At 63.3% G+C, this 17,721-nt stretch carries 19 protein-coding genes; 1 reads left to right on the forward strand and 18 read right to left on the reverse strand.

Annotated elements, in window-relative coordinates:
• A partial coding sequence (locus IEW98_RS15480) for an integrase core domain-containing protein (protein WP_188764336.1) occupies positions 1-434 on the forward strand: 434 nt, incomplete at its 5' end.
• 62 nt (positions 435-496) lie between these two features.
• On the opposite strand, the gene IEW98_RS15485 is transcribed toward IEW98_RS15480, so the two are convergent.
• The 18 genes from IEW98_RS15485 to IEW98_RS15570 form a co-directional block, all read right to left on the reverse strand.
• Positions 497-1,189 (reverse strand): PIG-L deacetylase family protein, encoded by a 693-nt coding sequence (locus IEW98_RS15485; RefSeq protein ID WP_188764338.1) that lies wholly within the window; start codon positions 1,187-1,189, stop codon positions 497-499.
• Positions 1,186-2,394, reverse strand: a complete 1,209-nt coding sequence (locus tag IEW98_RS15490; protein WP_188764340.1) for a glycosyltransferase family 4 protein — start codon at positions 2,392-2,394, stop codon at positions 1,186-1,188. The genes IEW98_RS15485 and IEW98_RS15490 overlap by 4 nt, the downstream gene beginning before the upstream one ends.
• Positions 2,391-3,221, reverse strand: coding sequence for a sugar phosphate isomerase/epimerase family protein (locus IEW98_RS15495; protein WP_188764342.1), 831 nt, complete (start codon positions 3,219-3,221; stop codon positions 2,391-2,393). The genes IEW98_RS15490 and IEW98_RS15495 overlap by 4 nt, the downstream gene beginning before the upstream one ends.
• Entirely contained in the window at positions 3,218-4,711 is a 1,494-nt protein-coding gene (locus IEW98_RS15500) for a YcaO-like family protein (RefSeq protein WP_188764345.1), read from the reverse strand. The genes IEW98_RS15495 and IEW98_RS15500 overlap by 4 nt, the downstream gene beginning before the upstream one ends.
• The gene (locus IEW98_RS15505) at positions 4,708-5,520 is read right to left on the reverse strand and encodes an MBL fold metallo-hydrolase (protein ID WP_207792596.1); all 813 of its coding nucleotides are present in this window, start codon (positions 5,518-5,520) and stop codon (positions 4,708-4,710) included. The genes IEW98_RS15500 and IEW98_RS15505 overlap by 4 nt, the downstream gene beginning before the upstream one ends.
• Positions 5,517-6,518: a Gfo/Idh/MocA family protein gene (locus IEW98_RS15510; RefSeq protein ID WP_188764366.1), complete on the reverse strand. Its 1,002-nt coding sequence runs from the start codon at positions 6,516-6,518 to the stop codon at positions 5,517-5,519. The genes IEW98_RS15505 and IEW98_RS15510 overlap by 4 nt, the downstream gene beginning before the upstream one ends.
• Entirely contained in the window at positions 6,518-7,627 is a 1,110-nt protein-coding gene (locus IEW98_RS15515) for a hypothetical protein (RefSeq protein ID WP_207792597.1), read from the reverse strand. The genes IEW98_RS15510 and IEW98_RS15515 overlap by 1 nt, the downstream gene beginning before the upstream one ends.
• Positions 7,624-8,526, reverse strand: coding sequence for a hypothetical protein (locus IEW98_RS15520; RefSeq protein ID WP_188764348.1), 903 nt, complete (start codon positions 8,524-8,526; stop codon positions 7,624-7,626). The genes IEW98_RS15515 and IEW98_RS15520 overlap by 4 nt, the downstream gene beginning before the upstream one ends.
• The gene (locus IEW98_RS15525; RefSeq protein WP_188764350.1) at positions 8,526-9,704 is read right to left on the reverse strand and encodes an inositol-3-phosphate synthase; all 1,179 of its coding nucleotides are present in this window, start codon (positions 9,702-9,704) and stop codon (positions 8,526-8,528) included. The genes IEW98_RS15520 and IEW98_RS15525 overlap by 1 nt, the downstream gene beginning before the upstream one ends.
• 131 nt (positions 9,705-9,835) lie before the next feature.
• Positions 9,836-10,606 (reverse strand): Crp/Fnr family transcriptional regulator, encoded by a 771-nt coding sequence (locus IEW98_RS15530; RefSeq protein WP_188764352.1) that lies wholly within the window; start codon positions 10,604-10,606, stop codon positions 9,836-9,838.
• A 68-nt stretch (positions 10,607-10,674) separates the two neighbouring features.
• Positions 10,675-11,733 (reverse strand): SDR family oxidoreductase, encoded by a 1,059-nt coding sequence (locus tag IEW98_RS15535; protein ID WP_188764354.1) that lies wholly within the window; start codon positions 11,731-11,733, stop codon positions 10,675-10,677.
• A gap of 28 nt (positions 11,734-11,761) precedes the next feature.
• The gene (locus IEW98_RS15540) at positions 11,762-12,493 is read right to left on the reverse strand and encodes an alpha/beta fold hydrolase (protein ID WP_188764356.1); all 732 of its coding nucleotides are present in this window, start codon (positions 12,491-12,493) and stop codon (positions 11,762-11,764) included.
• Between the two features lie 17 nt (positions 12,494-12,510).
• Positions 12,511-13,851, reverse strand: a complete 1,341-nt coding sequence (locus IEW98_RS15545) for a family 1 glycosylhydrolase (protein ID WP_188764359.1) — start codon at positions 13,849-13,851, stop codon at positions 12,511-12,513.
• Positions 13,848-15,401 (reverse strand): GMC family oxidoreductase, encoded by a 1,554-nt coding sequence (locus tag IEW98_RS15550; RefSeq protein WP_188764361.1) that lies wholly within the window; start codon positions 15,399-15,401, stop codon positions 13,848-13,850. Before IEW98_RS15550 ends, IEW98_RS15545 begins: the two co-directional genes overlap by 4 nt.
• The gene (locus IEW98_RS15555) at positions 15,401-16,009 is read right to left on the reverse strand and encodes a gluconate 2-dehydrogenase subunit 3 family protein (RefSeq protein ID WP_188764363.1); all 609 of its coding nucleotides are present in this window, start codon (positions 16,007-16,009) and stop codon (positions 15,401-15,403) included. The genes IEW98_RS15550 and IEW98_RS15555 overlap by 1 nt, the downstream gene beginning before the upstream one ends.
• A complete protein-coding gene (locus IEW98_RS15560; RefSeq protein ID WP_243450816.1) occupies positions 16,006-16,881 on the reverse strand; it encodes an SDR family oxidoreductase in 876 nt (291 codons plus the stop codon). Before IEW98_RS15560 ends, IEW98_RS15555 begins: the two co-directional genes overlap by 4 nt.
• Positions 16,868-17,116 carry an aquaporin gene (locus tag IEW98_RS16975; RefSeq protein ID WP_188764372.1) on the reverse strand — a complete coding sequence of 83 codons (249 nt, stop codon included), beginning with the start codon at positions 17,114-17,116 and terminating at the stop codon, positions 16,868-16,870. Before IEW98_RS16975 ends, IEW98_RS15560 begins: the two co-directional genes overlap by 14 nt.
• Before the next feature lie 164 nt (positions 17,117-17,280).
• The coding region (locus IEW98_RS15570; protein ID WP_207792598.1) for an aquaporin at positions 17,281-17,721 on the reverse strand (441 nt) is incomplete at its 5' end.

Consider the following 17,721-nt stretch of genomic DNA (forward strand, 5'->3'; position numbering starts at 1 on the left):
TCTACCTCATCGCTGTCGTCGACTGGTTTAGCCGCCGGGTTTTGTCATGGCGGCTGTCGATCACACTGGAGACGGATTTTTGCATCGAGGCGTTAGAGGAAGCGCCGACGCGCTTCGGGGCGCCCGATATCTTCAATACCGACCAGGGCAGCCAGTTCACCAGCATGGCATTCACGTCGGTCCTGCACCGCGAGAAGATCGCGATCAGCATGGACGGCCGCGGCGCCTGGCGGGACAATGTGTTCGTCGAACGCCTTTGGCGATCGGTAAAATATGAGGAGGTTTACCTGCGAGCCTACGGATCGGTCAGCGAGGCCCGCGCATCGCTCGGCCGGTATCTGACTTTCTACAACGCCAGGCGCCCGCACTCATCCCTTGACCGCAAGACCCCCGATCACGTCTACTTCAACCGACCGCTTCTCGCAGCGGCATGAAACCGGCAGCCGCTCCACTCAGCAATCGCGCGAGGCTGTGCAGATAAACCGAGCCACCTCTGCTACCCCGCGCGCCGATACCACTCTCCCTTCTGATCATTCATCTGCGCGGCGAGCGCTTCCGCGCCGCCAAATTGAAAACCGAGTTGTGAGACATAACAGGCGCAGGCACGAACCTTTACAATGGATGCTTGCGCTGAAAATTGTAGATAGCGCGCACTGCGGTGGTCGATGGAGCCGCTGCGGTCCACATACGGCCAATCCTCCCAAAGCCACAGCCGCCGAGGGCGGGCAGTCGCCTCGACCGCATGGCGCACGATCACATGGTCGACATGGCTGCCGATCGCCGATGGCGCGAGCACCACGTCGGGCCGCGTAGCCGCGAGCACGGTGGTCAGTGCCGCGCGCACTGGACCTTCCACGTCATCGTTCGGTAATATCGGATCGAACAGTGCCGCGGCATTTGCATAGCCGCGGTGCGGTGCTTCGAGCAGCGGCAGGTGGAGCGGTTCGGCATCCAGCGTGGCGCAGGCATGACGATCTTCCTGTCGCCGCAGGGCCATGTAGTCGGCGTCAGCCGACAGGCCCTTGTCGAGCTGGCAGGCGAGCGCGAAGCCTGACGGCCGCTCGACATTGCCCGTAAACACGGTGGTGACCACGATCCGCCACCCCCGCTGGCGCAGCGACCACAGCAGCGCCCCGGCCGAAAAGATCGCGTCGTCCAGATGTGGCGAGATGGCGAGCAGCGTTTTCAAAGCAAGTGCGGCTCCGACCGGAAGCGGCAGGTCGTTTTCGGCAAGTCCTGATCGAATGCCGTGTCGGGCTGCGTCCCAACAAGCTGGTCGTACACCGTCATGATCCGACGACCTACGGCGTGCCAACTATATGTATGTCGACACTCGGCCAAGGCAGTATCGGCGAGGCGTGCGCGCAGCGATCGATCATTGATCAACGCGGTCAGCGCTCGCGCTTGCCCGGCCACGTCGCCAGCCTCGGTCAGCACTCCGTTATCCCCGTCGCGCAGGCAATCGACCACCCCGACCGAGCGACACGACAACACCGCCAGTCCGCTCGCCATGGCTTCGAGGATCGTGTTCGAAAAGCCCTCGGCATAAGTTGGCGACGCGAAGATGTGGTGCGCGCGATAGATTTGGGGAACGTCGGCATAATCGGCATAGCCCGAGAACGTGACGCGCTCGCCCAGCCCGAGCTGCTCAGCGAGCATTTGGGCGTCCGCCAAGTCCGGGCCGATGCCGGACACCGTTGCTTGCCAATCGCCTGCGACGGCGGTGAGCGATTTCAGGAAGTCGAGCACGCCTTTGCGCCGGTCGACGCGGCCATGATACAATATTTTGGCCGGGCCGTTGGCGGTCAGACCCGCGGGCGTGAAGCGGTCGGTGTCGACCGCGCCGGGGACGATCGTGAAGCGATCGAGCGGCGTACCGAGGCGGTTCCTTACCTCCTCCGCAAAGCTATGCCCGCCGATCAGCAGGGCTCCCGCGTGATCCAGCACGCGCACCATGGCGAGCCGGTGGGTTTCGCAACAGGAGCCGACCCAATGGCCGTCGCCGCCTTGGATGGAGACCAGGTTGGGAACCCCCAGTCGTTGCGAAGCGAGCAACACGGCCCAGCCAGTGGGATAGCCATATTGCGCGTGCAGGATGTCGAACGGCTCGCGGCGGTGTTCAGCAACGATCGTTTCGACCAGCTCGGCGATATCCCGCTCGAAGTCGCCGCCGTCCTGTTCACCGCGTTGTTCGAGACCGATCACCTTGACGCCCGGCACCGGCGGAGGTGGGCCGCCGCCATAAATACGGGTACCGAGCGCATCGCCGCGATACTGGCTGACCATGGTCAGGTCGTAGCCCGCCGCCGCCAATTGCTGCAGCAAGTTGAGCGCATAGATCGACATGCCCGAAATTGCCGGGAAATAGCGGCGACTGACGAAGCAGATCTTCACGCGCCAACCGAGCGAAGATAGGCAGCGGCTTCGGGAATAGCAGCATGCGCCCGCGGGCTCTCGCGCGAATACTCGACGCACACCAAGCCATTAAACGTGATTTCGCGCAATGCGGTTACGACAGCGGGAACGTTCATGTCGCCCTCGCCGAACGGCAAATGCGTGTGGTCGCCGTAGCGCATGTCCTCGATCGCCACGGTTCCAAGCTGGTCGGCATAGCGGCGGACGGCGGCGTCGGGCTCGATGTCGCGGGTGACGAGGCAATGCCCAGTGTCGAGCGCCAGCCGCAGCGTGGGGTGCCGCGCTGCCAACCCCTGGAAGTCGGCCACAGTTTCGATAAGCATGTTCGGCTCGGGCTCGAGGCTGACCGGCACACCTCGCTCGCCAGCATACGCACAAACGGCGGCGATGCCGTCGTGCAGCCATTCCATCGCTTGCGAACGATCAACCTCGGGCTTTGGAACGCCGGCCCAGAACGACACGGTCTCGCTGCGCAGGATCGACGCAATATCGACCGCGCGGCATAGAAATTCGACACGTCGCGCGCGGCCTTCGCGGCTGGGCGCGAGCAACGTCGGCTCGTGCTTCTCACGCGGATTCAGCAAATAACGCGCGCCAGTTTCGATCACCGTGCCCAGCTTGAGCGCATCCAGCCGGCGACCCAGTCGGGCGGCCTGATTTTGCCAATCATCGTCGAACGGATCCAGATGATGATGATCGAGCGTCAGCGCGATCCCCTGGTAGCCACTGTCGGCGATCAGCGAGATCGCGTCGCCCAGGCGATGACTGGATGCTCCGTTGGTGTTGTAGGCCAGGCGCAGGCTCACGGTTGTCCCTCCAATTGGGCGAGATGGTGCGCTTCGGGCTCGCGGTAGAGTGGGTAGAGCGGTCCCACGATCTGTGCGGCGCGACCGATATCGAACCACGGCATGCCGCCGAGGCGGCCGATTGCCTCCGGCGTGAGGCGGATCGGCAGGCGCTGAGCAGTGAATTCGCCAAACCCGACAAGCCCGGTATCGCGCTGCAGAAGCTTGCGTGCGTTGCGCTCGCCGATACGCGCATAGCTCATCGTTTCGACCTCCAGCCCCGGCGCTATCACCTTGACCGTCGCCAGCGGAGCGCCCGGCGGCGACATATCGACGTACAGTACGTCGAAGCCCTGTTTGAGTACCGCGTCGAGTACGAGTTTACTGCGGACATGCCCGCTCGGCACGTCGGCGCATGGCAGCGTATCAAACGCCTTGTGGGAGCGTACCGCGTGCACGGTATCGGCGAGCCAGTGTCGAAGGTCCGCAGAGGAGGCACGGCTCCATTCGCGCATGGCGTTTAGCGCGCGCGGGTCGCTGGATTTTGCCGCGGCGCCCGCCCTTGCCGTGAACCGCGCGACGTAGTTCGGCGGCGCCACCCGCTCCGCCAGTACGGCCGGTCCGTGGGCGAACGCCTTGCGCACACGGGACGCGGCGAACTCGCATAACGCCTTGTCGAGCGCCTGGCCGCGATCGGGATGTGCCGCCTCGCCGCAACCCGTCAGCATGATGGAAGCCGTCGGCTCGTATCCGTCCCTTTCCCTTCCGACGCAGTAAAGGTTCGCAATCCCGAATTCGTCGGTGACGAATTTTGGCATGACCTCGATTCCGGCCGCTTGGAACTTGGTAAGGAGCGCCTGCGTGGAAGCGGGAACGTCCTTGGGCAGGTCGAGCAGCACGCCCTGATCGAGGGCGCGAAACAATAATCCGTTGCCGTCGCGCTGCAGCAATTCGAGAAGACCGTGGCCCACCGCCCACTCGAGGTCCGGACCAGCACCCATGCCGTTCGAGATGATCGTGGTGAACGGTCGATAGCCAGACGAAAGCTCCTTGGCGGAATAGGCTGCGAGGTCAATCGGCACCAGCACGGTCGAGCCATCCGCCCAGCGCTGCGCTTCCACCCATTCCAGCACGGTGTCGCGATCGACCGGCGACCCGGCGGGCAGGCAAAGGGTCAGCGGATCGGCGACCGCGGCGCCTCCGAGTACGCCGACCAGCTTGTGATAGCTGCCGCGTGTCTTGGCCCGTGCCGAAAGGCTGAGCGTCGGAAACACCATCTCGGCGATTTCGCCGAGTGCGCCCAGCACCGCCTGGCCATCGGTTTCGCCGTAGCCTACCCCATAGGGCATGATGCCGTCGAGCACTGGGTCTTCGGGGAATAGGGCGACAACCCAAACCGGAATCCCGATCGTGTCGAGCGGGGTAAGCGCATATGCTACGATCTCACCCTTTGGAAAGGCGTCGAGATACGCTTCGGCGGCGGGTGACAGGGGTTGGGGCAATCCATTCATAGCGCAATCCGCTTCACGCCCGGTGGGCGCGCGAGGGCTTCATCAAGCACCGCCAGCGCCACCGACCGCGAGACTTCCGGCGCAAACTCGAACGGCGTCAAAACCGTGTCGAACTCGAGCGGCGCGATCACCTCGCGGTAGCGGCGAAGTTCGGCATGGGTGAGCGGGATGTCTTTGTGAAATGCCTTATGACTGGACACTGCCTGGCTTACGCCAGCCGGATCTTGATCGATCTTGAACATGTCACCACAAAAGAAGCGCCGGTCGGCGGCGTCGTGCAAGGCCGCCTGCCCGTCGTAGTGGCCGCCCACGTGGTGCAACGTGTATCCGGGCGCCAGCTCCAACCGGTCATCGAACGGCGCATTGACGCGAAACGCCTTCGTCATGCTCAGGTCCTCGCGCTGGATCGCAACCACTTCAGGCGTAAATTCACGCTGCAGCTGAAATAGCGCACCATAACCGTGCGCGTGGCTCGCAGAAAGGAAGCGGACACCGCCGAGCGCGCGCAGCTGGTGGAGCATTTCTGGCGAATAATAAGGTGCGGCCTCGAACGCGATGTTGCCGTCGTTGCGGACGCTCAGCCAGCCGGTGCCGGCAAGGCCAAGGCTTGGCGTGGTCGTGAACGCCCAAAGGCCGGGCGCAATCTCCCGCATTTTGCCGGAATGACTCGCTGCGACCTCGGCCTCGGGAAGGAAACGCCAGCCGTCCTGCGGCAGGTCGTTGCGGACGTCGGTGCACACCGGGCAGTCGGGCGGCGAGGTGAAGTACAATTGCCAGAAACCGCAATTGGCACAGGCATAATGGCTCAAAGGCATAACACCGCCCGGTCATGGGCGCCTGCAAACAAGCGCATCAGAGTGAGATCCCGATTCAACGAAAAATCATGGGGCTCGCCTTGCACCGCTGCCGCGAAGGCTGTGGCCTGCGCTTCGAACGGGCTTCGATTTTCGTCGAAGGCGATCGATCGACCGATACCGCTGCGACCGCAGGTCAGCATCGCCGAACCCCCGGCGGACTGGCCCATTGTGTCGAGCGCCACGATCCCGCCGCGGTCACCGATAATTTCTAGCCGGCGACGCGGCAGCGACTCCGGGCAATTATAGGCGACATGCGATTGAAAAAGTGCGCCGTTGGCGAAACGCCCGGACAGCATCCCCCCGTCATCGACGGCGTAGTCGTGCACCCGCCGCTGCAGATCGATATGCAAGCGCGCAAGTGGCTCGCCGAGCAGCATCTGCGCAAGGTCCAGACCATGCAAGGCGAGGTCCATTACCGCGCCGCCGCCCGCGGCCACCGGGTCGGCGCGCCAGTTGGCCTGATCGGGCCCAGAGCCGGGTGACCGCCAGCGAGAGTCGACCCAGCAGGCATAGTTGATGCGGACGGCAGTAACCTGCCCGATCGCGCCGCTGGCGATTTCCTCGCGGATCGCACGATGCGCTGGATGGTGACGCTGGTCGAACGCCGTACCGTAAATTACCGACCCCGCTAAGTTGGCAATCGCTTCCGCGTCGTCAAGCGTTGCCGCCATTGGCTTCTCGCACAAAATCGCAATGCCGGCCCGCGTCGCCTCGATGATCGGAGCAAGATGGCGACTGTTCGGGGTCGCGACGTAGATTGCGTCCGGCCGCCATTCGAGCATTTCGGCCGTGGTCGCCACGGCAGCCGTGCCCAATCGTTCGGCCTCGACCCGTGCGTCCGCTGATGGATCGGCGACAATCGCCAGTTCGTGACCTGCCGCGGCAATGGCGGGTGCCATATGATCTCGCGCTACCCAGCCGTAACCGACGATACCCCAGCGAAAACGCATCACCAACGCTCCGGCAAGTCGATCAGTTCACGCCGCAAGGCGGCCGCTTCCCATTCCGGCGCCATCGCAACCGTGTCCGGCAGGTTTGCAACGCATCCAAAGGTCGATCGCCCGCCATATTCCGTGGCATAGCGCTCGCTCGGCCAGATCAATCGTCCACCGACGCACAGCGGATTGCGGCGCAGGAGCCGACCGCTTTGAGGCAAATCGAGCGGACCGCGGATGTCGGTCGATTTGGCGCCAACTACGACACCAAAGGCTTCGGTATCTTCCGCCGCTCCCGCCGCAGGCAAATCGCCGTCGGCCCCCGCTCGAGAGAGTTCTTCGTCGCCGTAGAGCATCGCATCGGGGAACATAGCCCGAACCTCGTCGAGCGTCATGCCTTGGGCGGCTGAAAAGTTTTGACGAGCCGAATTGTGGATATGGGCGAGCGAGACCACCGGCGCGACTTCCCGAAGCTGCTTCGCCACCGCTGCCTTGTTGGTCAAAAAGTAAAAGGCGTCATGGCAGAAGGCGAGGTCGGCCCTGATCTCGACCGGCCAAGGGTGATTGGCGTCGAAACAGACTAGTTGCGCTTGCGGGGCGACCCAGTGGCGAGCAACCCACAGTTTGGCGAACACCACGTCTCCGCCCGTCGTTGCCACGTCTGCCAGCGACAAGTCGCGCAGGTAGTGACCGATACCGCACGCAAGTTCGAATGCGTGCACCGGCGCACTCCAGTGGGCGTTGAGTAAGGTCAACCCGGCAACATATGTCGGATCACTCCAGCGATGTGCGAAATAGTCGCCGACTCGACCCCATCCGAGGAGCCGCATTGCCTGGCGCAGATTGAGCGTCTCGCGCTGCGCGACGAGCTTCGCAAGATCGTGGGGGGGTGGTGGCGGCTCGGACCACCAACTGTCATTTTCGGCCAGCAGCAGCAGCAGCGCCCCCGTCGGATCGCCGTCGTCGAGCCGCCGTAGTGCCGCAGCGGCCAAGGCCTCCGACCCGACGCGGAGATAGGGTATGCCGTCGATCACCGGCCACCGCCCGCCCGTGCCGTCAGCCAGCGAATGCGGGCCGTCAAAGCCAAGCCATCGTCCGTTGGTCGGCGACCGGTAGCGGATCACAATAGCCCCACCTCACGAAGGGTAGCATCGTGAAATGCCTTAACTGGCCCGGAGTGGACCAGTTCATAGTCGCGTAGCACCATGTCCATGGTCGAGTGCGCAGCCGCCACATGCTGTTCGATCTCAAGCACTCGGTCGATCACATCGGCGGCGTGGAATGCGCGGCCTTCAGGCGAGCCGTCATCGGCGATCACGATCAATGCTTCCCTTATTCGTTTCTGGAGCGGCGGCGGCAGTTCGGACAGGGCGTGCTCGCGGGCAGTGCCTATGACGCGCTCGAGCAAGTCGCCGAGCAGCACTTCACCGGTGAAACCGCTGTCGGGCATCGCCGCGCTGTGGACGTGATGAGCAAGCCCGGCCAGGAACACTACGGCTGGATCGGCACCATAATGCGCCGCCAGCAGAACCGCGTAAACGGCAACGACCACGCTGTGTTCGGCATGATTTTCCGTCGGGGCCAGCATCATCCGCGGCTTGTCCGGGCAGGTTACGCCAGCGCGCGGCTGGGCGGCTAGCAAGGTAACGAACGGGGGTAGTGGGCCTGACGCCGCGTCTTGCGCAAGCGCCGCTGTGAGATCGGCTGCGAACGGCGGCGTGATTGCTTGGGCAACCGCATCGAAGCCCGCCCGCAACACGGTCGATGCCTCGGCGTCGGTAAGCCCCAGTTCGCGCAGTTTAGCCAAGTCGAGATCGCCAAGACGGCCAGCCGCCACAGCGGCTCCAACGGTACGTCGCAACACGACCGCTGGCAGTTCTCCGGCTAGCAATCCACCCCAAGCTCGTGAAAAAAGACGGGTTGCGATCGATCCTTCGCGCCCCGCGGAGGTGATCCGCTTGAGATGCCCGAGCTCACGAAACAGTGGCATTAGTCGGACGGGTTGATCAACGAGCGCCAGCATCAACCGCGATCCAGCCATTCTTCGAGGACTAGTTGCTGATCATTGAAGCCATGTCTCGGCTCGCGACCGTCGGTCGTCTGTGGCGCTTTGAAGAACACACCGAGCTGCTCCTGGACGCCGCCCTGCCCGCGTTGCCGGGCAAGGTCGAGGATACGCGCGATCTCGATCACCAGCGGCGCGGCGAGGACCGAATCCTTGCACAGAAAATTTAGCTTGAGCTGCATTTTCTGGCCGAGGAAACCGGTGATGTCGATGTTGTCCCAGGCTTCCTTGTCGTCGCCGCGCGGCCGGTAATAATGGATCATCACGATGTGATCCTCGACCGGATACCCGAGGATTTGGTTGAGAACGCTTTTCTTGGTGTCGAGCTTGGCTTGCAGCGAGCGCGGGTCGTCGAGCGCCCTGCCGTCCGAATTGCCGAGGATATTTGTTGAGAACCAGCCGTCGACATGGAGCGACCGCTGCCGCAGCGCGGGCGCGATCACCGTCTTCATCATGGTCTGGCCGGTTTTGCCATCCTTGCCGCCGATCGGAACGTGCCGCTGATGCGCCAGTTCGGCCAGCGGAGCGACGTCGGCCGCCACGGAGGGCGTGAAATTTGCGTACGGCGTGTCGGCACCGATCGCTGCATAAGCGTAGAGCATGGCCGGACTGATCGCCGGATCATTGCCGTCGAGGCCACGCTCAAACGCGGCGATACTCGACAGGCTTTCGGCTTGCGGATCGGGCAAGCGTTCGGTCGACGCGAGGTTGATCATCACCAGGCGTTCGAGGCCCTGTTCGACGCGGAACCGGTCCATGTCGGCCCGGATAAGTTCGACCGCTTGCCGATGGCCGGTCGCCACAACCTTGTTGCCGCCGTCGATGTTGGCACAAAAATCGGTGCTGCCGACTGCCGGCCAGGCGCGCATCCCCGACAGGCTCGACGCGCCGTCGCTGAGTTCGGCATGTCCAATCACGCCATGCCGCAGAGCGCAGACATCGAGGGTATCTTCCGTCAGATCCCAGCCGCCAAAACAAAGATCGCGATACGCCACCATTCCCGCATCGTCGCGATCAGCAAGCGGCAGACCGCCCAGGCTGTTTGAACCGGCCTTGATCATCTCGATGCCTGCAATTGCCGTGGTCGCGACGGCACCGCCCAGTCCCACGATCGCCACACCCAGTCGATCCGTCATGATTTCCACCATCTGTTACTTTGCGCGCCGTTCGAATCACATGACGCAAAGTGGTCTACGCTTCCAAGTCACAGGAAGTTCAAACTTGACAGCCCGCTGCGACAATAAGTCGTTATGGGTATGATAAAAAGTTATGCGACAGTAGTTTCGTTGTGATCTATATCACCGAAATTGGCTGATGGCGGCAACCAATCGATCGCGACGTGTCCATGCCGATCCTTGAACCCGACCAGTTTTGTTAAAGCGTCGACGTCCTTGATCCGGATGATCTTGCCTTCGCGTTCAAGCAGGCCGGTCGCCTCGAGCGATTTGAGCGATCGGTTGACGTGGGCTTTCGTTAGACCGACCGCGTCCCCTAGATCCTGCTGCGTGAGCGGCAATTCGAAGGTCGCGCCGGCCAACCCGTCCACCACAAGAAGTCGCGAGCGGATGTCAAGCAGGAACGTTGCCACGCGGTACATACCGGCGGTCCGACCAATTGACGCGAGCCGGTCGGCCGTCGCAACATGTTCAGACGCGCTAACGGCGTAAAGCAAAGCGCCAAGCCGTGGATGATCGCGAAACAACCGTCCCAACGCGGCGCGGGGCATTTCGTATAGCGTGCAGGCGCTTACCGCCGTCAAGGTGGCTGCGCTATGACGCCATGCAATACTGAAGGCAGTGGTCAGATCGCCCACGAAATAAAAGCGCAGGATCTGCCGACTGCCGTCGTGCAATCGGATTGACCCGTGCAGCCAGCCCGAAGCTACGATATGAAGGTTTTCGTACGCTTCGCCCTCACGAACAATGACTTTGCCAGCGATGAACCGCTGTTCGCGCCGCTCTAGCCACTGCAAGGCGTCGCGTTCGGCAAAAGTGAGCGGTAAATGCTGAGACAGACGTGTTTCAAGCGGGCTGACCATAGCTTGTGGTGGTTGCCGCAGGACTATACTGTCAAGTGCGAACTAGCTTTTGGCTTGAAGCACGCGCGTCATCGATCTTCGCCACGCGAGGAGCCAATATACCACGACAGCACGTCCTCGATTCCCGCCGACATGCTGTGCGTCGGCAAATAGCCGAGTCGCTCGCCCGCCATGCTAATATCGGCCTGCGAATGGTGCACGTCGCCCGCTCGGAATTCCTGATAGACCGGATCGCGGCCATAACGGCACTGGCGCTTTGCGAGCCCCTCACGGATCTGCGCGAACAGTTCGTTGAGCGACGTCCGCTCCCCAAGTGCGATATTATAGACTTGGTTGCACGCACTGTCATCGGCGAGTGCGGCGCGCAAATTAGCCTGAACGACATTGGCAATGTAGCAGAAATCGCGACTTGTAGTGCCATCGCCATTGATGGAAACAGCCTCGCCTGCGATCATCGTCGCAGTCCATTTCGGGATAACCGCGGCATAAGCACCGTTCGGGTCCTGGCGTGGCCCAAAGACGTTGAAATAACGAAGCCCAACCGCCGGAAAACCATAGCAGCGCGCATAGACACCAGCATAGATTTCGTTGGTCAATTTGGATGCGGCATAGGGCGACAGCGGGTTGCCGATCCGATCTTCGCGTTGCGGCAATTCGGGATGATCGCCGTAAACCGAACTCGAAGCAGCGTAAACTAGCCGCTTGACCCTCGCCCGACGTGCGGCTTCGAGCATGTTGAGAAATCCGGTGACGTTGACATCGTATGACTCCAGCGGCTCGTCGAGCGACTGCGGTACCGAGCCAAGCGCAGCTTGATGGAGCACGTAGTCGACCCCCTTTACTGCCGTTTCGCAGGCAGCGCGATCGCGTATATCCCTTTGCAGGAAGGTGAAGCTTTCCCAGTTTTCCAGACCCACCAACGGCTCCAGTTGGTCGAGGTTGCGACGATGTCCGGTCGCGAAATTATCGAGCCCGATCACTCGTTGGCCCAGCCTTAACAGCGACTCCACAAGATTTGATCCGATGAATCCGGCCGCTCCAGTCACCAGCCAAGTTGCCCGGCGTTGTTGGATTTGAGAAACAAGCGACTGTTGCGTCGGATCGGAAAACCAGAATAAATTACTCATGCGACCTTTCTACCGATCACCCTTGCGATCACAAGATAGTTGTATTTGCCACTTCCGCCGTCGCTTCGATAGGGAGCAGGTGTCCCGCTCCCGCGATCACCAATAGTGCGGCATTCGCAAGACGCGGCAGCAATTCTGCCTCGATCACGGCTGTCGGGATCGCGGTGTCGCCGTCTCCCGACATGACGCAGACCGGGACGTCAATCCGCGCCATCAAGGCCGTGATGTCCTCGCGGCTGCCAGCAAGCAGCCAGCCGCGCCAGGCTTGCCGTGCGACACTGAGCATATCTTCAATGAGTAGTGCGCGAACATCGACCGACAGCGTCCGGAGCGTGGCGGCATCGACAATATCTGCAAGCGCCGGTCTCGCTCCCCAGGCGGCGAGCAGCGTCTTGCGCTGTTGGTGGCCGATGGGCTCCGCGCTGGGCGGCGAGGGGGCCAGCAAAACTAACGAGCGGAGGCCCGCAGGACGACGGGCGGCGAGCGCCAATGCCACCTTGCCACCCATTGAATGGCCGACGAGCGTGAAGCGATCGAGGCCAAGTTCGACGATGCTCGCCGCAACGTGGTCGGCCATTGCGGCCACCGTGTATGGACCCGGACGACCGACCTGACGACCAAAGCCCGGGAGGTCGAGCGCAATGCAGCGCCGACGGTCGCCAATACATTCGATGAACGGCTGCCACGTTCGCGCCGAGCCGCCGAAATGGTGCAGCAGAACCAGCGCCGTGCGGCCCCCTTCAACAGGATCGCGCTCCACTGCGACGCTTTGCGGAGTCACACCTCGATCATAAGTTTTGCGGGCTGATCGCCGACGACGAACAATTCGCCGTGGGGCACGACGGTTATCTGCCCAAATTCCTCGAGCAGTTGGCGATACGCTGCCGCCACCGGTCGTGGCCGGCGATCGAGATCGTAGAGTCCGCAAGAGTTCACTGTGCCGTTCTTAACCGCAAGCGCGACATCCCAATCGATTTGGTCGATCAGGCTGTACCACGTGAACCCGAGCACCGGCACGCCGTCCCGGCGCATCCGCAGCACGTTCATCCACTGCTTCCACAGCCAGCTTGGTGCGTCCCCGGCCTCAAAAACGTTAGTCTCGGTGTGCATCACCGGCTTCTGATAGCGCCGATAATATTCGTGGGTGATCTGGTACCAACCAAGCACGTCCTGCGCCGGAGACATGCTGCCGTCGGGTAGCAGGATGCGCTCGTTGCGGCCGTAATAGTCGTTACCCATGATCTGATAGCCCGGCGGCTCCCCAGCCATGAACCAATCATACTCCTCGCGGGTCAGGCCGTTGTCCTGAAGCCAATAAGCGACATCGGCGTCGAACGGCTTTGCATAGAGCAGGTCGAGCGAGATGAAGCGCTGCATGTTGATCAGCTTGACCGCGGTCGAAGGCACCGCCCTAGCTTCGTGCAGGTATTCGGCACTTTCCGACTGGACAATGATACAGTCGGGTCGGTGCTTGGCGATCATCTGCGTGCCCAGAATGCTGGCGGCGACGAGGTGCTTGAGCGCGGTGACGAAGGCCCGGTCGTTTTTCAGCTGCTCGTTCCACAGACCGTCCTTCGCTGACATCCGGGCGGAGACAAAGATTTCGTTGACCGGCGTGTAGTAGCGCACCCAAGGATAACGCTCGGCGACCGCACCGCAATACTCGGCAAAATGCACGGGTAGTTCGGGGTTTTGGAAGTTGCCCAGCCAATCGGGCACGCCGAAGTGCAGCAGATCAAGGATCGGGGTTAGCTCGAGCCGCCGCAGTTCGGCCATCACCCGATCGGCGAACTCCCAATCATACTTTCCGGGTCCGAGATGGATGCGGTGGATCGGCAGGCCGTAGCGCAGCACTTTGAGGCCAAGTTCGCGAGTTAGTCGCAGGTCGTCGCGCCAGCGCGCATAATGGCCGCACTCTTCGAGCTGGTCACGACGGGTACGGCCATTGTCAATCGTCGGGTTCGAGCACTCGATGCCGGTGGCGAACATGAAATTGCTTGGGCTCCCGGTCGGCAAGCCGGTGCCGTCGGAGCCGGCCGCGCCGCCATGCTCGTCGCCGGCATAGCCGCCATCGCCGTATCTGCGTTTTACGATGCTGAGAAAATCCTGCGGCATCATATATCTCCTTGGGCGACGCGGGCGAGGAAGCGATCCGCGGTGCGCAAGGACAACGCCATGATGGTCAGCGCGGGGTTGACGCTCAGCGCCGATGGAAAGACCGAATTATCGCAGATGATCAGGTTGGGCAGGTCGTGAGCGCGACCGTCGCGGTCGACGACGCTGTCGGCCGGGTCGTCGCCCATCCGACAGGTGCCGATAATGTGGGCATAGCGGTCGAAGGTCCAGATATCGCGCGCGCCGGCCGCCTGCCAAATCGCCCGCATGGTCTTGTCGGCATGCGCAGTCAGGCGGCGTTCGTTCTCGCCGGCGGTGAAATGGGCCAATGGCTTTGGTAGGCCGCGCGCGTCGGTCTCGTCGCTCAGCTCGATGAAGTTCACAGGCGACGGCAGGCATTCGCCCAAGATGTTGATGCCCGCGACATGGTTGTAGCCGCGCATGTGGCGCGTCAGCGCCTCTCCCCACAGGCCACGTCCGCGCGCCACCGTACCGGCATAGGTTACCGGCATGGCGCCGATGCTCTGGAGCAGGTAGCCGCCGGCAAAATCGGCGTCGGCGGGGCGATGGTGATCCTCTGAGATCAGCGCGCCGGGGATGCCCTTGTAGGGCCGCACCGCGGTGTCGAAGCTGCCCCACAGCTGCAACCCGGTGTGTGCCATCAGGTTGCGCCCGACCTGCCCGCTGGCGTTGCCAAGGCCGGTCGTCAGCAGCAACCGCGGCGTCTCAATCGCGCCCGCGCACAGGAAGACGCTGCGGCAGCGCTGACGTTCGTCGGCACCGTCGCGGCGATAGATCACGCTGGTGACGGCGCCGCTGGCGTCGCGCTCGAAGCCGGTAACGAAGCATTCGGGGCGGACTTCGGCACCTCGCGCCAGCGCGAGCGGAATATAGGTGACGTCCATGCTCGCTTTCGCCCCCACCGAGCAGCCAGCTTGGCAAAAGCCCCGGTTGGTGCACGCCGGGCGCCACCCGATGCTGGGCTGGTAATAGGGGGCCGACAGCGCGGCATTGGCGGCCGGCGACGTACGGAACCCCAGCGCATCGCAACCCCGCGCCATCAATTGCGCAGCACCGTTGAGCGGCAGCGGACTGAGCGGATAGGCGGGTCGTGGGGGCCCCCACGGATAGGACGATGGTCCCGACACGCCCAGAAACGCCTCCAATTCGTCGTAGTAAGGCGCGAGCTCGGCATAGCCGAACGGCCAGTCGACACCGACGCCGAAATCGTGGTGGAGGTGGAAGTCGTCGGGCTGCGCGCGCGGCGTGTAGGCGGTGTAGTGAAGCGTCGAGCCGCCCACGCCGATGCCCGAATTATTACGGCCGAATGCCAGCGGCGTGCCGCCGGTGGTCAGCCGTTCGTCTCGCCAGAACAGCTTGTTCTGCTCGGTCTCGTCGGTGGCGAAATCCTCGGGCGGGGACCAGCGCCGCCCGGCCTCCAGCGTCACGACGCTCAACCCTGCCGCCGCCAGCCGCGCAAGCAGCGGCGCGCCGCCCGCGCCGCTGCCGATGACGACAGCGTCGACGATGTCAGCCGGCCGGTACCGCCGCATCAGGCGACGATCCCGGCGGGCTCTCGCGCCTCGCGTTCGCCTAGCCCGATCACCTGCCAGCCCGGCGCATCGGCCATGCCGGCATAGCCGATATCCTCCTGTGCCAACGGATGCGCGTAGTAGGTCTCGACTACCGCAGCGAGCAGCGTTTCGAAGAAGCGCGCCGCCGGCAGTTCACGCCAGATCTCTCCAGCGGGGGAGCCGGCCTGAACGGCATGCAGCACGGCATCTTGGTCGCCCGCCGTCAGACCCGTGAAGTCGCCATCGAACATCGCCTGAGCGGTCTCTCCGATGCCTTCGAGACCGCGCCGCCATGCCAGAGGGTCGGGCGGCAGGTCCGCATAACGCCAGCCGTCGCCAACGCCCGTCGCCAGCCGCGCGTGAAGCATACCCGCCACGTCGACCGGCGCGCTGCCGCTTTGTGGGACTAGCCGCGCGCAGACGGCGGCCAACAGCCCGACGCGATTGCCAAGCATATCGGGTTGCGCCGCAGGCGGGTCCGTCAGCCGCGCCTGCAACGCCGCCCGGGTCGGCGCGGTTACGTGTTCGCCGTCCAACAGCGCCTGGACAGTGCCGACCGGGTAGCGATGGTCCGGCGTTCTGGTCATCCCGCCGACAGTCTGCCGCCGGTGACCTCGACGAGCGCGCCGGTCATGAAACTGCCGTCGGACGATGCCAGCAGCACATAGGCCGGAGCGAGCTCCTCGGGCTCGCCGGGCCGGCCGAGCGCGACTTCATGCCCGAAGTTCTCGACCTCCTCCGCCGGCATCGTGCCGGGGATGTTAGGCGTCCATACCGGTCCGGGCACGACGCAATTGACTCGGATGCCGCGTTCGCCGAGATTTAACGCTAGGCTTTTGGTGAAGGCGTGGATCGCACCCTTGGTAGCGGTGTAGTCGATCAGGATGCCGAGCCCGGTCAGCCCGACGATGCTGCCGGTATTGACGATCGCGTCGCCCCCGCGAAGGTGGGGGAGCGCCGCCTGCGCCATGAAGAAATAGCCGAAGATGTTGGTCTCAAACGTCCGGCGCAGATCATCCTCGGTGATGTCCTCAAACCTTTGCTGCGACTTCTGGAACGCAGCGTTGTTGACCAAGATGTTCAGCCCGCCGAAACGCTCGACCGTCGCAGCCACCGCCGCTCGGCATTGCGCGGACTGGCGGACATCATGGCGCAGCACGAGGCATTCGCCGCCCCTCGCCTCGACCATATCGCGTGTCGTTGCGGCGTCATCGTCGTTCTCGTTGTAGAGGATCGCGACCCGCGCGCCCTCCATCGCAAAGGCAATGGCAACGGCGCGGCCGATGCCCGAATCGCCGCCGGTAATCAACGCGACCTTGCCCGCCAGCTTGCCCGCGGGCCGATAGTCGGACAGGTTGCTGTCGGGCGGCGGATCCATGTCGGACTGCTTGGCCGGATAGGGCAGTTGCTGGCCGTGGAACGCCTCCGACATCGGACGGTTTTTTTCATCGGTCATCATGGCGTCTCCACAGACACGGAATAATGCGGCAGGCGGGCGATCGTTCCGGACGCGCCCGCCGATCAACTTCGGTCGCCAGCAGCATCGCCAACGGTGGCGCGACGAAATACAGCCGCATGCCGTTCCACTGGCCCGCCAGCAGCGCCGCACCGAAGCTGCGCGCTGGATTGAGGCTAATGCCCGACAGTGGGCCTTCAACCGCGATATATAGCCCTATTAGCGCGGCGAGTAGCAGCCCGGCACGCTTTTCCCAGCGCTACGAGCCAAGCGCGCCGAGGAGCATGAGCATCATCACGAAGGAGATAACGAACTCGGCGGCAAAGGCGACCCATTCGCCGTCCGGCCCCGCTGCGTCGTACTGTAGCGTGTCAGCTCATTCCCGAACGGCGCGCCGATTGCTCACAACAGCAGCGGCGGCGCGAAAACCGCGCCAACGCAGCGGAACACCGTGTAAAACAGGGTGTCCCAGCTACCGATGCGGCCAAGGCGATAGGAAGACCACGTCACCGCGGGATTGATATGTGCGCCGGTCCGCTTGCCCCAAAGCAAGTAGACCAACGCCGTCACGAAGATCGCCATGACGGCGCCAAGCACGAAGCAGCGCGCCGGCATCGAGGCGATCGCTTCGTTCACCGGCGAGCCCGGATACTCCAGAAGAGTCGCGAAGCCGCCGGCGCACAGGACGAGGCCCGCCAGCCCCGCCGCTTCGCGGCAATAGTCCGGGCAGTGGCGTTCAAACGTAAGCATCCGGTGAGAACCGCATGGGGCGGCGCCGTTCAGGCTTTTCGGCGGCTCCATCGACGTCCGAGGGCTTCGAGGGCTTGATCGATAGCGGCGGTA

It is taken from the genome of Sandarakinorhabdus glacialis (genome assembly GCF_014643455.1).
Taxonomy (GTDB): Bacteria; Pseudomonadota; Alphaproteobacteria; order Sphingomonadales; family Sphingomonadaceae; genus Sandarakinorhabdus; species Sandarakinorhabdus glacialis.

Bases quoted from the DNA above. Each gene is read 5' to 3' on its own strand.
- IEW98_RS15500 (WP_188764345.1), bottom strand. From the start codon at position 4,711: ATGAATGGATTGCCCCAACCCCTGTCACCCGCCGCCGAAGCGTATCTC.
- IEW98_RS15510 (WP_188764366.1), bottom strand. From the start codon at position 6,518: ATGCGTTTTCGCTGGGGTATCGTCGGTTACGGCTGGGTAGCGCGAGAT.
- IEW98_RS15520 (WP_188764348.1), bottom strand. From the start codon at position 8,526: ATGCTGGCGCTCGTTGATCAACCCGTCCGACTAATGCCACTGTTTCGT.
- IEW98_RS15525 (WP_188764350.1), bottom strand. From the start codon at position 9,704: ATGACGGATCGACTGGGTGTGGCGATCGTGGGACTGGGCGGTGCCGTC.
- IEW98_RS15530 (WP_188764352.1), bottom strand. From the start codon at position 10,606: ATGGTCAGCCCGCTTGAAACACGTCTGTCTCAGCATTTACCGCTCACT.
- IEW98_RS15535 (WP_188764354.1), bottom strand. From the start codon at position 11,733: ATGAGTAATTTATTCTGGTTTTCCGATCCGACGCAACAGTCGCTTGTT.
- IEW98_RS15545 (WP_188764359.1), bottom strand. From the start codon at position 13,851: ATGATGCCGCAGGATTTTCTCAGCATCGTAAAACGCAGATACGGCGAT.
- IEW98_RS15550 (WP_188764361.1), bottom strand. From the start codon at position 15,401: ATGCGGCGGTACCGGCCGGCTGACATCGTCGACGCTGTCGTCATCGGC.
- IEW98_RS15555 (WP_188764363.1), bottom strand. From the start codon at position 16,009: ATGACCAGAACGCCGGACCATCGCTACCCGGTCGGCACTGTCCAGGCG.
- IEW98_RS15560 (WP_243450816.1), bottom strand. From the start codon at position 16,881: ATGATGACCGATGAAAAAAACCGTCCGATGTCGGAGGCGTTCCACGGC.